The organism is Endozoicomonas arenosclerae (assembly GCF_001562015.1).
GTDB lineage: Bacteria > Pseudomonadota > Gammaproteobacteria > Pseudomonadales > Endozoicomonadaceae > Endozoicomonas_A > Endozoicomonas_A arenosclerae.
Window position 1 is genome coordinate 22,075 of sequence record NZ_LASA01000114.1, and the last position, 12,679, is coordinate 34,753.

The 12,679-nt window shown below is 48.6% G+C and carries 15 protein-coding genes; 12 read left to right on the forward strand and 3 right to left on the reverse strand.

What is annotated here, in order from left to right:
• Window positions 1-63 precede the first annotated feature (63 nt).
• Both WG89_RS17930 and WG89_RS17935 read right to left on the reverse strand, forming a co-directional pair.
• Complete coding sequence (locus WG89_RS17930; protein ID WP_062268504.1) at window positions 64-1,554, reverse strand: SLC13 family permease; 1,491 nt, start codon at window positions 1,552-1,554, stop codon at window positions 64-66.
• A gap of 82 nt (window positions 1,555-1,636) precedes the next feature.
• Entirely contained in the window at window positions 1,637-4,756 is a 3,120-nt protein-coding gene (locus tag WG89_RS17935) for a hypothetical protein (RefSeq protein WP_062268505.1), read from the reverse strand.
• A gap of 208 nt (window positions 4,757-4,964) precedes the next feature.
• Between WG89_RS17935 and WG89_RS17940 the strand changes: the two genes are divergently transcribed.
• The 9 genes from WG89_RS17940 to modC all read left to right on the forward strand — a co-directional run bounded on the left by WG89_RS17940 (window position 4,965) and on the right by modC (window position 10,520).
• A complete protein-coding gene (locus WG89_RS17940; protein ID WP_062268506.1) occupies window positions 4,965-5,585 on the forward strand; it encodes a c-type cytochrome in 621 nt (206 codons plus the stop codon).
• Window positions 5,586-5,696: 111 nt separating this feature from the next.
• On the forward strand, window positions 5,697-6,296 hold the full coding sequence (gene mobA, locus WG89_RS17945) for a molybdenum cofactor guanylyltransferase (RefSeq protein WP_062268507.1): 600 nt from the start codon (window positions 5,697-5,699) through the stop codon (window positions 6,294-6,296).
• 12 nt (window positions 6,297-6,308) lie between these two features.
• Complete coding sequence (gene moaB / locus WG89_RS17950; protein ID WP_062268508.1) at window positions 6,309-6,833, forward strand: molybdenum cofactor biosynthesis protein B; 525 nt, start codon at window positions 6,309-6,311, stop codon at window positions 6,831-6,833.
• Entirely contained in the window at window positions 6,830-7,327 is a 498-nt protein-coding gene (gene moaC / locus WG89_RS17955; RefSeq protein WP_153301666.1) for a cyclic pyranopterin monophosphate synthase MoaC, read from the forward strand. The genes moaB and moaC overlap by 4 nt, the downstream gene beginning before the upstream one ends.
• Window positions 7,324-7,569, forward strand: coding sequence for a molybdopterin converting factor subunit 1 (gene moaD / locus WG89_RS17960; protein WP_062268510.1), 246 nt, complete (start codon window positions 7,324-7,326; stop codon window positions 7,567-7,569). Before moaC ends, moaD begins: the two co-directional genes overlap by 4 nt.
• Window positions 7,570-7,571: 2 nt before the next feature.
• Entirely contained in the window at window positions 7,572-8,021 is a 450-nt protein-coding gene (gene moaE, locus WG89_RS17965) for a molybdopterin synthase catalytic subunit MoaE (protein WP_062268511.1), read from the forward strand.
• 2 nt (window positions 8,022-8,023) lie between these two features.
• Window positions 8,024-8,773 (forward strand): molybdate ABC transporter substrate-binding protein, encoded by a 750-nt coding sequence (gene modA, locus WG89_RS17970; RefSeq protein WP_062268512.1) that lies wholly within the window; start codon window positions 8,024-8,026, stop codon window positions 8,771-8,773.
• Window positions 8,773-9,447 carry a molybdate ABC transporter permease subunit gene (gene modB, locus WG89_RS17975; protein ID WP_062268513.1) on the forward strand — a complete coding sequence of 225 codons (675 nt, stop codon included), beginning with the start codon at window positions 8,773-8,775 and terminating at the stop codon, window positions 9,445-9,447. The genes modA and modB overlap by 1 nt, the downstream gene beginning before the upstream one ends.
• Complete coding sequence (gene modC, locus WG89_RS17980) at window positions 9,447-10,520, forward strand: molybdenum ABC transporter ATP-binding protein (RefSeq protein ID WP_062268514.1); 1,074 nt, start codon at window positions 9,447-9,449, stop codon at window positions 10,518-10,520. The genes modB and modC overlap by 1 nt, the downstream gene beginning before the upstream one ends.
• Window positions 10,521-10,624: 104 nt before the next feature.
• Here the strand turns inward: modC and WG89_RS17985 are convergent, their stop codons facing one another.
• Window positions 10,625-10,861, reverse strand: a complete 237-nt coding sequence (locus tag WG89_RS17985) for a type II toxin-antitoxin system ParD family antitoxin (RefSeq protein WP_216638514.1) — start codon at window positions 10,859-10,861, stop codon at window positions 10,625-10,627.
• Between the two features lie 158 nt (window positions 10,862-11,019).
• Between WG89_RS17985 and WG89_RS17990 the strand changes: the two genes are divergently transcribed.
• The 3 genes from WG89_RS17990 to WG89_RS18000 are packed head-to-tail and all read left to right on the forward strand — an operon-like array spanning window position 11,020 to window position 12,078.
• Entirely contained in the window at window positions 11,020-11,313 is a 294-nt protein-coding gene (locus tag WG89_RS17990) for a type II toxin-antitoxin system prevent-host-death family antitoxin (protein ID WP_062268516.1), read from the forward strand.
• A gap of 4 nt (window positions 11,314-11,317) precedes the next feature.
• On the forward strand, window positions 11,318-11,608 hold the full coding sequence (locus WG89_RS17995; RefSeq protein WP_062268517.1) for a type II toxin-antitoxin system RelE family toxin: 291 nt from the start codon (window positions 11,318-11,320) through the stop codon (window positions 11,606-11,608).
• A 35-nt stretch (window positions 11,609-11,643) separates the two neighbouring features.
• Window positions 11,644-12,078: a DUF29 domain-containing protein gene (locus WG89_RS18000; RefSeq protein ID WP_062268518.1), complete on the forward strand. Its 435-nt coding sequence runs from the start codon at window positions 11,644-11,646 to the stop codon at window positions 12,076-12,078.
• Window positions 12,079-12,679: the final 601 nt, after the last annotated feature.

Here is a 12,679-nt window from a genome sequence, read left to right on the forward strand (position 1 = left end):
CGACAGGCTCAGTGCGAACGGTTTGGTGAGTAGCTCTTAGCTGCACCAGAGCAGTGATCCTTTTTACTGGGTAGGTGACAACAATCCGGTCCATTGCCACCATGTCATGGCAAACAGTACAAAGGTCAGCAGGCTGGCCAGCGTCAACAGCAGGCCTATACGTACAAACGTTTTTGCCTGAAAAGTACCTGTTGAGTACGCCACCATGTTTTGGGGAGCGTTCACCGGCAGAATCATGCCAAAGCTGACGGCAAACAGTTGCAGTAACACCAGCCCCATGGCGTTGTGCATCATGCTGTCCGGCAGAGTGTCCGAGAAGGCCAGAAAGACCGGCAAAACCGCAACCGTCAGGCTCATGGCGGAAGCAAAACCCAGGTGCATAACTACCGTGAACAGGGTCATAACAAAGACCAATAAAGCGATGGACATGGTGTGAATTTCCATTGAGGAAAAACACATTTCAGCCAGCCAGGCGGCGGCTCCTGTATTCACCAGCTGTTGGCCCAGGCTGATGCTGACACCGAACATCACTATCACACCCCAGGGGATTCGCTTTTCCACTTCTTTCCAACTGTCAAAAACCCCAATGCCCGGCAACAAAAGACTGACGGCCATTAATAACATCGTGGCGGGAACGGTGATGTGATGAAGAGTGCCCTCTGTTACCCAAAGGCTGATCAGGAGCACGGTAAATAGAGCCAATTTTTTTTGCCGGGTAGTCCAGGGGTCAGAGGATGAGTGCAGTGAGTCGGCAATATTGTTTTTGATTGTGTGCCCATTCATTTCCATTTTCAGAATGAAAAACAGAATCACCGTCATCAGGGCAGACCAGGGACCCGCATTAATCAACCACTGAATCCAGGTCATGGTGAAGCCGCTGTGTTCATACATTAATTCAAGCCCTGCCACGTTGTGGCCTGTGGCTGTCATGACGCCTACGTTCCAGATGGTACTGACCTGGGCAGCGCCAATGACCAGTATGGCGGCCAGTCGGCTTTTTGGATCCAGCCCAAGTGTTGCGACCACACCTGCCAGAATAGGCACCTGAACTGCTGTACGTCCGGTAGGTGAGGGGATCATAAATGAAAATACCACCCCTACCAGCAAGCAGCCTGCAATGATCGCTCCGGGACTGGGATGAATACGGGAAAGAATGGCCAGAGCAATTCGCTTGTCCAGTTCGGTGGATTGCATGGCAGCGGCCATAATCAGAGCCCCGGCAATCACAATAATGCTGGGGGATGAAAAGCCTTTCATGGCCAGCCCAAGTGCTTTACTGGTGCCAAGAACGGCGCCTGTCTCACTACTGGGAACAATGCCGATGAGCAGAGTGACCAGAGCTGCAATCAATAATGCACTGATAGGGTAAGCCAGCGCTTCTGTCACCCAGAGGATGACGGCCATTACCAGAATACCCAGCATGATCTGCCCGTAGGCAGTCAGACCTTCCAAAGGTAAAGAGATCACCAGCAAGAGTGCGCAGAGTGACAGGGGAACGGCCAGTCGGGCTGTCCATTGTTTAAAGGCAGAGGGGTTTTCCAGATGGCTGGACACGATACAACCTCATTCGATTATTAGTGTTGGTTGAGAGGGGAGAAAACACTAAAGTTTAATCAAGGTTTGGCAGCTTGCAGGATTAATCCTCGGCGGTGACAAAAGATTGCAGTTTTTCATAGTGTCCTTCCATCAGGCCCGTATCTTCGAGCAGGTTTTCAAGGTCATTCAGATGACCTGCCGGGGTGTGATGCTCTGACAGTTTTTCAGTCAGCTCCTGACAGCGAAAAATATGCTCTCTGGCTGCACTCTGATTAGCTTCTGCAGACAAAGGATTATTGACTGCTGCAGGTCCGATGGCGGTTATGGTCAGAATAGTACTGTTGTAGGCTTCCAGGGTTTCCACAGGGGGGGCGAGATAGGTATGTTCGGGTGTAAAGGTTAATAAAGAATCATCTATTAGATGTTCAGGCCGTATGCCTCTTTTGGGTAAATGCATCTGGACGGCAACCGTCTCGAACCATGCGGCCAGGATTTGCTGTTGCACGATTGCAGACTCTTCTGGAGTGGCCTCCAGGTGTTGGAGATAAGCGTCGGCAGCCTGAAGAAATTTTATCAGTGGGGGAGGGAGTTCCATATCCAGCTGAAGAGAATCCCGATGTTCAGAATGAATGGTTTTCAGATGCATCGGTGTATTCTTCATGGCGACATACAGGTTTTTTATCTCTTGCACAGGTTTATATTGGCTTCTGTTCTCGAAGTTGACCTTGTGTTCAATCAGTTCCAGCTGGATACCGGATTGTATGTGTTCTCTTACGTTGGGCAGTGGCTGAGCTCTGTGCCCGAGTCTTTCCGTCATGTTTCTGACCAGAGACTGTCTGAAGGATTTGTCTGGAACAATAACATCGAAAGGGCTCTCTCCCAGAGGCTTTGTCAGGGTAGGGGATTGGGATACTGAAAAAGCACACCGACAGGCGAGGCGCTGGGTTGGTGTGGCTTGTACATGGCTGACAACCTTCTGTGTCTTGTTGGTCGCGGTCTCTGTTTCCAGGTATTTCGAGCTGGGAGCGTTGGGTGCTCTTCGAGCATTAATCAACAGGTCTACCGGAGTCTTGTTTCTATGAGGTGTGGATTGACCCTGGCGCTCAAGGTGGACAAGGTATTTACCATCAGGCTGATCAGGTTCTTCAATATCTGTGACTTGGGCGTTGGATATCATGGTAAGTGGCGTTGAGTCTTTCTTTGTGATTTCAAGGACCTGATTCCAAAGAGCCTGGTGAAGCGAGCCTGCTGAAATTTCCCCAAACCCGTCTTGATGAATCAGACCCGAACTTTTGCCTGCATACTCGAGAGCAGGTGCAGAAGTGAAAAGTTGATAGAATTGTCCACCCAAATAAAAGCGCAGCGATTCTATCCACTGAGGATCCAGCCTGACGGTTTCGGAAGGGTTGAAGAGAATTTCCGGACTCAGCAGCAGGGTAACATCTGCACCAGCTTCCACTTGTGTTAGAGCCGCCAGCAGACCATGGAAGCTTGAGCCATCTATGAGTACTTTTGGGTGGTATTGGGCTTGGTGATGTTTGTTTACAATCCAGTTGCTTAATGTGGCACTTATTTCAGGGCTATCCAGGCTGGCAAGTTCATATAGCTTATACAGTGAAGGTCTTGCATCATCATCAGGCCAGTTACGGCCATCCAGCAGGAGTGAATCGCCCCATTTTCTTCCCAGAATCTGGGCAATTTCAAGTTTCTGTTTTTTAGCGGCGACAACGGCCTGCAACTCTTCAGGGTCCAGCCTTTCACCTTCTCTGACTTTTTGTCGGACTCGTGAAGGGTCAATCTCTTTCAACTGATCAACCAGCTGAGCGAAAGATTCATGATCTGTGCTGTAAGTTAACAGTTCATCCTTGAGCTGTGCTCTGACGTTGACTTCCTTCGACCTGACTTTCAGTGGCTTATCGCTTTCATCAGGATCGTAAACTTCAAAGCCAAGGTCTTCCATTAATTCATCGGTATCTTTGACTTGCTCAAGAAACTCTAACTGAAGAGCATCCACTCTTTTGGCTGGATCGCCATTGGGGTGAAGTACTTTACGAAAACTGTTTTCATGGATGTCCCTGACCAGGTGACCTGTGAGTTTTAAGCGCTGCGGAGTACTGATCTCGCTCATAGCATTCAAATGTTCGCTGAAGGCCTTTGGAGGCATGTCAATTTTCAACATCCGGACAGCCTGCCACATCTTTTCGGTTTGCAGTTTCTTGTAGTGAGAAGACAGACCGGCAGCCTCGAAATCTTCATCCAGCTGCTCTTTCAAAGCTACCGCATCGTCCGAGCCTTGCTCAAGAAACTCACTTGTGTAATACAACCAGAGAAAATGCCCAGTGTCGTTCAGGTTGATATTAGGTCGTTTGCTCGCTAATTCTTCACAGGCATCCTTAAGCATTTCTGCAGGTTTTTTCGGAAAAATAACCGGTTCTTCAAGGTTATCCAGAGGAACCAGGTCAATTGGTCCAGAGACATTAAAAACGGGGGCGTGGGCAGCCTCTTCGGGTAAGTCCACAGGTGTGGGTGTATATGGAATACCGCCTGAGCTCATTGGAGTCGGTATGATTTCGGAAGAGGTTGGTTGCAAGGGGGTCGATTCAAAATCAACCAGTCTGGATGAATCCAGCTTTACCTCTTCTTCAGTCGGAGGCGTTACCACTACGGTGGGCGGTGTAAATGGAATGGGAGGCTTTTCTCTCTGGTCTTTCTTGTGGATAACTTTAGCCGGACGACTCTCTTTCAAAGCGTCAGGAAACCGGTGTCGGTTGGGGTTTCTGGGTACCCGTTTGGCGGGTCCGTTGGACTTCATGGCATCAACAAGCTTGATTCTTCTTTTTGGGAGAGGCTTTGAAGGTGCTGGTTTTTTCTTCTGTACCGGGGCCAGCAGCAGGGCTTCGTTGGCGATGATTGTGCTGGCATCGCTTTTTGTAAAAAAGGAGTAGCGGTTGGCTTTGGCACCTTCAACGATCTGTTTTCTCAGAGAGAGGCTGGTGTCAGGTTGGCCGATCACCTCTACGACCATATCCCTGAGCTGCTTTTCGGCTGCTTTATTCCGGCGGTGGGACAGCTGCCAGGCTTTTTTTCTGGCAGCGTTGGTGGGCGAAGTTTCAACAACCAGTTTTCCCTTGTGCAGCGTCACGCGACTGGCCCTGCCTTCCTGGGCGGCCTGATCGAGTTTTTGCAGGTTCTGGCTCAGCTGCTGTTCAATAGTGAGCATGGTTGTGTCTGGCCTTTTGGGCGGAGTCCATCACTTTATTTAGCGGCAGGGTGGCGGGTCGGTAAAGCGGGAAAAGAATATCCATAAATATATTGTGGTTATTAATACTGGCTATATAATGCCCAACGACTTCAGCCGTTGGGCTTCAGGGAGTAGTTGTCCTTTCCGGCGGTGACTTATCCAATAAAAAAACAGGAAAAGAACAAGAATGTACAAGTGGTGGATGCTGCTGACAGGGGTATTCAATATGGCTGTGGCGTCAGACTCTGTAGTCTTGCTGGACATGGCCAAAAAGAAAATGGCAGATCCTGCAACCTATGAACAGGCACTCAGGCTGGGTGAAGACCGGGTCGTATTGTGCGGTTACTGTCATGGTAAGGACGGCAACAGTGTCAGAACTTATATTCCTAATCTGGCTTCCCAGACGCCGGAATACCTGATCAACCAGTTTGAGAGTTTTGCCCGGGGAGAAAGGGAAAGTCCGGTTATGTCCAAGCTGGCCAACATTCTCAGTGATGATGAGCGGGTCAATATTGCGCTTTACTACAGCCAGCTGAAAGCTGAACCAAGAATGAGTCAGCAGCCGCAGCATGTGGCAGAGGGGGAAAGACTCTATTCAGGCAAGTGTGCTGTTTGCCACGGTGTTGATGCTAATGGTAATCATGCTATGCCCAGGCTTGCGGGTCAGCCTGAAGATTATCTGATGAATACTCTTGAGGCTTTTAAGGAAGGGAAAAGGCGCACCAACTCTCCCATGAGACCTGTGGCGGCAGAACTGGAAAGCTCTGATATTCAAGCACTATCGGCCTATCTAACCACACAGCCTTAACGTTGATCTGTCAGGCTGATAGAATCTCTGCCCGTATTTTTTCTTTCGCTATGAGCATTCGGAGGGAGGCAAAGTTCCTTCCGGCTTACTCAGAGTCAGGGCGTGGTTATTATGGCCAAGACAATAGGACTGGTGCTGGCAGGCGGCCAGTCCTCTCGCATGGGGCAAGACAAAGCCCGTCTGATCTGGCAGAACATTCCTCTGTATCAACACATGCAAAATCTGTTACATGAATCCGGTGTGGATGACGTGTTGCTCAGTGGTGCCCAGTTTGGCCGTTTGGCGCTGCCGGATATTATTCCTGGTAAAGGTCCCCTGAGTGGCATTCATGGGGCAATAGCCGGTTTGCCTGACGGGGTATGCCTGTTAGTGGTACCGGTGGATATGCCATTGTTGCCAGCCGCTGCCTGCAAAAAACTGGTATCATCCCTCGCGATTCCCGAAAACAGGGCCAGACAAGTCGGGGCTGTGATGTTTGAAGCATTTACCCTGCCTCTGGTTCTAACGGTTAATTCTGATCTGCGTACCGCTGTTGAAAGTGCGTTGAGCAGTCAGAACCACAAAGATTATTCTCTCAGGCGCCTGTTTGATCGCTTACAGGGTGTCACTATTCCTCTTCCTGACGAAATGGAAGAGCGTTTCCAGAATACCAACACCCCTGAAGAGTGGCAGACAGCCAAAACCGCCCTGGGCGAAGAGAACACGGTTTAAACGGAGAGCATAATGGCTCATAAGCAAGTCACTGAATTTGTACCCCTGAATGTTGCGGTACTGACTGTTTCTGACACCCGTACCGAAGAAACGGATACCTCAGGCCATCTGCTGGTGGATAACCTGACGGCTACCGGCCATAAGCTGGCAGACAAGGCCATTGTAAAAGACGACATCTATAAGATTCGTGAAGTGGTTTCACGCTGGATTGCCTCGGAAACGGTTCAGGCCGTTCTGGTGACCGGTGGCACCGGCTTTTCTGGTCGTGACAGTACTCCTGAAGCGCTGCTGCCTATTTTTGACAAGGAAGTAGACGGCTATGGTGAATTGTTCCGTCAGCTTTCCTACGAGCAGATTGGTACCTCTACCATTCAGTCCAGAACGGTTGCAGGGTTTGCCAATGGCACAGTGATCTTTGTAATGCCCGGCTCCAACAATGCCTGCAAGACAGCCTGGGAAGGCATTATCAAAGAGCAGCTGGACAGTCGTCACCGTCCCTGCAACTTTGTCGAACAACTGAAAAAGGTTGAAGGCTGATGTCCCTGACTCATACCAACGACGAAGGAAAGGCCAGCATGGTAGACGTGGGTGACAAAGATGTTACCCGCAGAGAAGCCCGTGCTGAAGGCTTTGTGGTGATGAAGCCGGAAACATTGGCTCTGGTAGCAGACAACGGGCTGAAAAAAGGCGACGTTCTGGCGGTAGCACGCATTGCCGGTATTCAGGCTGCAAAGCAGTGCGGCAATCTGATTCCACTGTGTCACCCTCTGATGCTCAACTTTATTGGTGTTGAGTTTGAACTGGAGCCTGAGCAAAACCGTATTCGTATAGAAACCTGTTGTCGTCTTAGTGGAAAAACCGGTGTGGAGATGGAAGCACTTGCTGCCGCTTCTGTAGCAGCCCTGACCATCTACGACATGTGCAAGGCGGTAGACAAGGATATGCGGATTGAAGGGGTGCGAGTCCTGGAAAAGAGCGGTGGCAAGAGTGGGCACTATCAGGCAGAGCAGCAGGCGGAGAATCCATCATGATTAAGGTTCTGTTTTTTGCCAGTTACCGCGAAAAGCTGGGGGTTGATAGCCTGGAGCTGGATCAGATGCCTGCCAACCTTTCAGCCCTGCGTGAATTGCTCAGTGCAAAAGGGGCAGACTGGCAGGAAGTTGTCAATGATGCCCGCACACTCGTGGCTCTGAATCAGAGTATGACCCGAAAGGACTTTGAGCTGAGTGACGGTGATGAAGTGGCTTTCTTCCCTCCGGTCACCGGAGGCTGATCATGATCTCGATACAGCAGGAAGATTTTGATCCGGGCTATGAGCAGGATCAGCTCAGCCAAAGTACGGGGACTGGTGCTGTTGTCACTTTTTCAGGTTTGGTCAGAGACGAGAATCTGGGTGACGATGTCGGTGGGCTGTACCTCGAACACTACCCGGGGATGACTGAAAAAGCTCTGCAGGAAATCATTGAGGAAGCGGCTGAACGCTGGCCGCTGCAGGCGATCAAGGTGATTCACAGGGTAGGGCAGTTGCATCCTGGTGACCGGATTGTTTTTGTGGGTGTTGCCAGTGCCCATCGCAAAGCGGCCTTTGAGATCTGTGAATTTGTCATGGATTACCTGAAAACCCGTGCACCTTTCTGGAAAAAAGAAACCACTCCGGAGGGGGATCGCTGGGTAGATGCCCGTGAATCTGATGATGTAGCAGCGAAACGCTGGAATCAGGAGTAATAGTGAAGTATTGGTTGGCTATTCTGACGGTGCTGTTCAGTATGAACAGCATGGCGGTTGATCTTCGAGTGGCGGTATCGGCTAACTTCAAGCCGGTTCTTGAACATCTGGCTGAACAGTTCAATCAGCAAACCGGTAATAAGGTGACGGTTTCATCCGCTTCAACCGGTGTGCTGTATAACCAGATTATGCATGGAGCGCCTTTTGATCTGTTTTTCTCTGCAGATCAGGCTAGGCCGCTGGAGCTCGAAAAAAACGGCAAAGCCTTTGCTGACAGTCGCAAGACTTATGCTTACGGTCGTTTAGTATTGTGGGATCGTTCTAAAGACCATAAAAAGCCGTATACCGTTGAGCAGTTGAAAGGCTGGAAAGGTAAGTTGGCCATTGCTAACCCTAAAACGGCTCCCTATGGCCTGGCAGCTGAACAGTCTCTTGAAAAGCTGGGGTTGTGGCAAGGCTTCCATGGACGTTTAGTTCAGGGGGCAAACATCCAGCAGACCTGGCAATTTGTAGCCAGTGGGAATGTTGAGATGGGACTGGTGGCTTTATCCCAGCTAAAGGGCGATGAACTCAAACAGATCACTCATGTTCCTGAAAAGCTATATGAGCCGATTCGTCAGGATATGGTGATCCTGAAAAGTACAAAGAATGGTAAAGCGGCCAGAGCCTTTTCTGATTTTGTACTGTCCTCACCATCCCAAAACTATATTGCCGAGCATGGTTATTTTCCTTCAAAGGATAAGGCTGAATAATGCTGACAACAGCCATTTGGCTGACCATTAAATTAGCGCTGATTACCACGGTTCTATTAATGCTGGTGGGGATTCCTCTGGCCTGGAAACTGGCCAATATGAAGAGTCGTTGCCGGCCATTGATAGAAGCATTTGTTGGCTTGCCCCTGGTGTTACCGCCCACCGTTCTGGGCTTTTATCTACTTATTGCCTTCTCACCTGAAAATACGTTGGGCCAGTGGTGGGTTGATTTAACCGGTTCAACGCTGGCGTTCAGTTTCTCCGGCCTGGTCGTGGCTTCAGTACTGTATTCATTGCCTTTTGTCGTACAACCCCTGCAGAGAGCGTTTGAACAGCTGGATCATGGGTTATTGGAAGCGGCCTCAATGCTGGGAGCCAGCAGACTGGATCGCTTTATGAATATTGTTTTACCCAATTCTATACGTGCATTGTTGCTTGCAGGTTGTATGGGATTTGCTCATACCGTGGGTGAGTTTGGTGTTGTGCTAATGATTGGTGGCAATATTCCTGGCGAAACCCAGGTGCTCTCCATAGCTCTTTATGATGCAGTTGAAACCCAACAGTTTGACCAGGCTCATACCATGGCAGCCGGATTGCTGGTATTTGCCCTGATGATGCTGGTAGCCCTGTACAGCATTGATAAAAGGCATGTTTCAGGAGTGAGAAACCACTGATGTTGAAACTGGATATTCAACTACCCAGAGACCGGTTTGATCTCGCTGTGAATGCGTCCCTGGAGCTTGATGCTGTTTGGGGCATTATGGGCCCATCGGGTTGTGGTAAAACCTCTCTCCTGCGCACTCTGGCTGGTTTGGAAAAACATGCCAAGGGGCGGATTCAGTTTAACGATCAGGTTTGGATGGATAGTGAACAGGGACTGTTTGTAGCGGCTGAACAACGAGGGATTGGTTACATATTTCAGGAAGCAAGGTTGTTTCCTCATCTCAGTGTTCTGGGCAATCTTCAGTTTTCTATGAAACGAGCCCGCTCTGATCGAAAAGGCCTTGCATTTGATGATGTGGTGAATCAACTGGGCATTGATCATCTATTGAATCGAGGCATCGAAAAGCTGTCTGGTGGAGAAAAGCAGCGTGTTGCTATCGCCCGAACATTGCTCAATGCACCTCAACTTTTATTAATGGATGAACCTCTGGCATCTCTGGACTGGGAATCCAAAGCGACTATCTTGCCTTGTTTAAGAAATATCCATCGGGATTTTGAAATCCCCGTCATAATGGTTAGTCATTCCAGGGAAGAAGTCGCGAGACTCACCGATCAGGTCCTGTTACTGAATCAGGGCGTCGTCACCGGAAAAGATAAAAGTCAGGTACTTCTTAATAATGCTTTGGCAGTAGACGACCAGCATGAACCCTTGTTGTCCATGTTGGATACCGTGGTTGTGGGTCATGATACAGGCTATGGGTTAACGCTCATTGAAGCAGAAGGGCATCAGTTGCAAGTCCATGAAACTGGACTGGAGCTGGGAGCTAATGTCCGGATGATTATTCCAGCCCATGAAGTCAGCATAGTTCTGGATGATTTCTGCGACACCAGTGTTCTAAATCGCCTACCGGTAGTGATTGAATCTATAGAGCAGCACGATGACTGGCATCAGTTAATCACACTGGCTTTTGGCAATCAGACGTTAATGGCTATGGTGACTCGTAAGTCAGTTGATCGGTTGAAGTTGAAAGTGGGAGTGGATGTTTTTGCTCACTTCAAGGCTTCCGGGTTGGAAGTGGTTTGAAGATAGGAGTTAGGAGTCTACAGAGTTCAGTCTGCAAGGCACTGCAACTAAAAACAGTGCCCTCTTATGAGTTTGGGAGGGCTCTTTGCATAAATCCTGCAAACTCAGAACTTTGAACTTGTCTCATGGTCCAGCTCATCAATGATTGAGTCCAAGCTGTACTCTGCGTCTCCACTCTCTTCCCCTTCTATCAAGAGCTGCTGAAGGGCTTCCACATTTGCCTTCAGGCTTGAGCGAATTAAATCCGTAAGTTCATCATTGCTCAGATCGTCCTTAGGGGGTGGAGAAAGCATAACGATAGCCTTTTCATCACGGGTGACTAGTCCAGTTCTATACTCCATACCGTTCGCACTGAGCTTGTCGAAGTGCATTACCAGCATCCTTCGACAAGCTCAGGATGAACGGAGTATGTATGAGTATTAACGTTTGGTTGTACTGGCTATCTGATAATTATCAGACTATTATCAGTTTACTGTATGTTTCAAGGAGGTTCTCACTCATGTCTGCATTATTGGACTCAGCAGATCAGGCTCTACCAGTGACACAGTTTGCCAGGCAGCTTAAAGCGTATCTGGATAAAATCAGTAATCAAGAGAGTGATAAGTACGTAGTTATGCGAAATAACCAGCCAGCGGCTGTTTTGTTGAGTGTGGAGAGGTTTGAATCCATGGTTGAAGAGCTTGAAGAGTTAAGGGTTGAAGCACTTGCCAGAGAAAGGCTCTCTGCATTTGATGCTGATGAGGCTGCTGAGACCATTAGCCACAGCGATATGCTAAAAAGGTTTGAGGATTGAGTGTGTGGCCTGGCGTATTGATTATCTGCCTGAGGTGTATTCGGATTTGAGATCTTTGGGTAAGCCTGAAGCCCGTCGAATACTGAAAGTAATAGAGACCCGTATTGCTGCAGGAGAGCCGGATAAACTGGGTAAGCCCTTGAGGTCTTCATTGGCTGGCTGTAGACGTATACGTACGGGTAATACCCGAATTGTTTACAGGGTCGATAATGAAAAGGTTTCAATACTGGTGGTTGCAGTAGGCATGCGCCGGGGCAGTGAGGTGTATAAATCAGCAGAAAAACGTCTTTCGTGATGATTACATTGCATCAACAGTAGGAGGGATATCTGATGGCAGAGCCTCTTTACAATTCAGATTTTTACCGGTGGGTCAATCAGCAGCTTGATCTGTTCAGGTCAGGGGAACTTGATAAAGCGGATGTTGAAAATATTGCATTGGAAATTGAAGCTGTGGGAAAAAATTTGTATCAAGAAGTGGTCAGTTTTTTAAAAACTCTCTTGATGTATCTATTGAAGTGGCAGTATCAACCAGGCCTGCAGTCCAACAGTTGGCGATATACGACTATCGGCCAGAGAGAAGAACTTGCTGATCATGTTAAGGATAACCCTAGCCTCAAACCCCGAATTCCTTCTGCTTTGGAAAGAGCCTACCGTTATGCTTTGATTGAGGTTGCAAAAGAAACGGGTTTACCCGTAAAAACATTTCCGTTAACTTCTCCTTGGAGTTATGAGCAGGCAATGTCTGCTGATTTTTGGCCAGAGTGACAATCACTCTGGTCTTCATGGCTTTGATCTATTTTGAGACCTAACTCTGCTTTGTCATCGTAGCATCACATTTCTCTGATACTGCATGTTTTTAACGCTTTCTTTTCTTTTTTAGCCCTTGGGAGAGTAGGCGGGTGCCTTACTCGCTGTCTGCGAATAAACGTCAGAAACCACCCTTTGTGTCAAGCCGAAAAAGTTGACCTAAACAACAGAAATGCCTAAGAAAAAGGTTGCTTTTTTTGCTGTGAACTATATCGTACTGGGGTAAGGAATTACCCTTATTTATGTGCTGTTTCTGCAGTTGGATAAGGTAGGTGAAAAGCTTTCGCACAGGGTCTCATTAATAAAAATCAGACTGAAAGCTCAACATCAAAAGCTCTCAGCGAGCAGTCAGGAAGACATTACAGCCATGAGTGGTTGTTTTTCCACCATATTCTAAAAATTAAAAAGGGAGTTGGTGGGGAAATATTTATGGAAGCGTCACTGTCGGGCACCGCGGGTAAACAGTGCAAACCAGGATGATGTGAGTCGTCTCTGGTCAGTACTTAGGCCCGGCAATGGCAGTTTGATCGAACAATAAAAATGTATGTCCTCAGGGGGC

Excerpts from the sequence above, each read along its gene's own strand:
- WG89_RS17940 (WP_062268506.1), top strand. The coding sequence starts at position 4,965 with ATGTACAAGTGGTGGATGCTGCTGACAGGGGTATTCAATATGGCTGTG.
- WG89_RS18000 (WP_062268518.1), top strand. The coding sequence starts at position 11,644 with ATGGCAGAGCCTCTTTACAATTCAGATTTTTACCGGTGGGTCAATCAG.
- moaE (WP_062268511.1), top strand. The coding sequence starts at position 7,572 with ATGATCTCGATACAGCAGGAAGATTTTGATCCGGGCTATGAGCAGGAT.
- moaD (WP_062268510.1), top strand. The coding sequence starts at position 7,324 with ATGATTAAGGTTCTGTTTTTTGCCAGTTACCGCGAAAAGCTGGGGGTT.
- modC (WP_062268514.1), top strand. The coding sequence starts at position 9,447 with ATGTTGAAACTGGATATTCAACTACCCAGAGACCGGTTTGATCTCGCT.
- WG89_RS17990 (WP_062268516.1), top strand. The coding sequence starts at position 11,020 with ATGTCTGCATTATTGGACTCAGCAGATCAGGCTCTACCAGTGACACAG.
- modB (WP_062268513.1), top strand. The coding sequence starts at position 8,773 with ATGCTGACAACAGCCATTTGGCTGACCATTAAATTAGCGCTGATTACC.
- moaB (WP_062268508.1), top strand. The coding sequence starts at position 6,309 with ATGGCTCATAAGCAAGTCACTGAATTTGTACCCCTGAATGTTGCGGTA.
- WG89_RS17935 (WP_062268505.1), bottom strand. The coding sequence starts at position 4,756 with ATGCTCACTATTGAACAGCAGCTGAGCCAGAACCTGCAAAAACTCGAT.
- mobA (WP_062268507.1), top strand. The coding sequence starts at position 5,697 with ATGGCCAAGACAATAGGACTGGTGCTGGCAGGCGGCCAGTCCTCTCGC.
- WG89_RS17985 (WP_216638514.1), bottom strand. The coding sequence starts at position 10,861 with ATGGAGTATAGAACTGGACTAGTCACCCGTGATGAAAAGGCTATCGTT.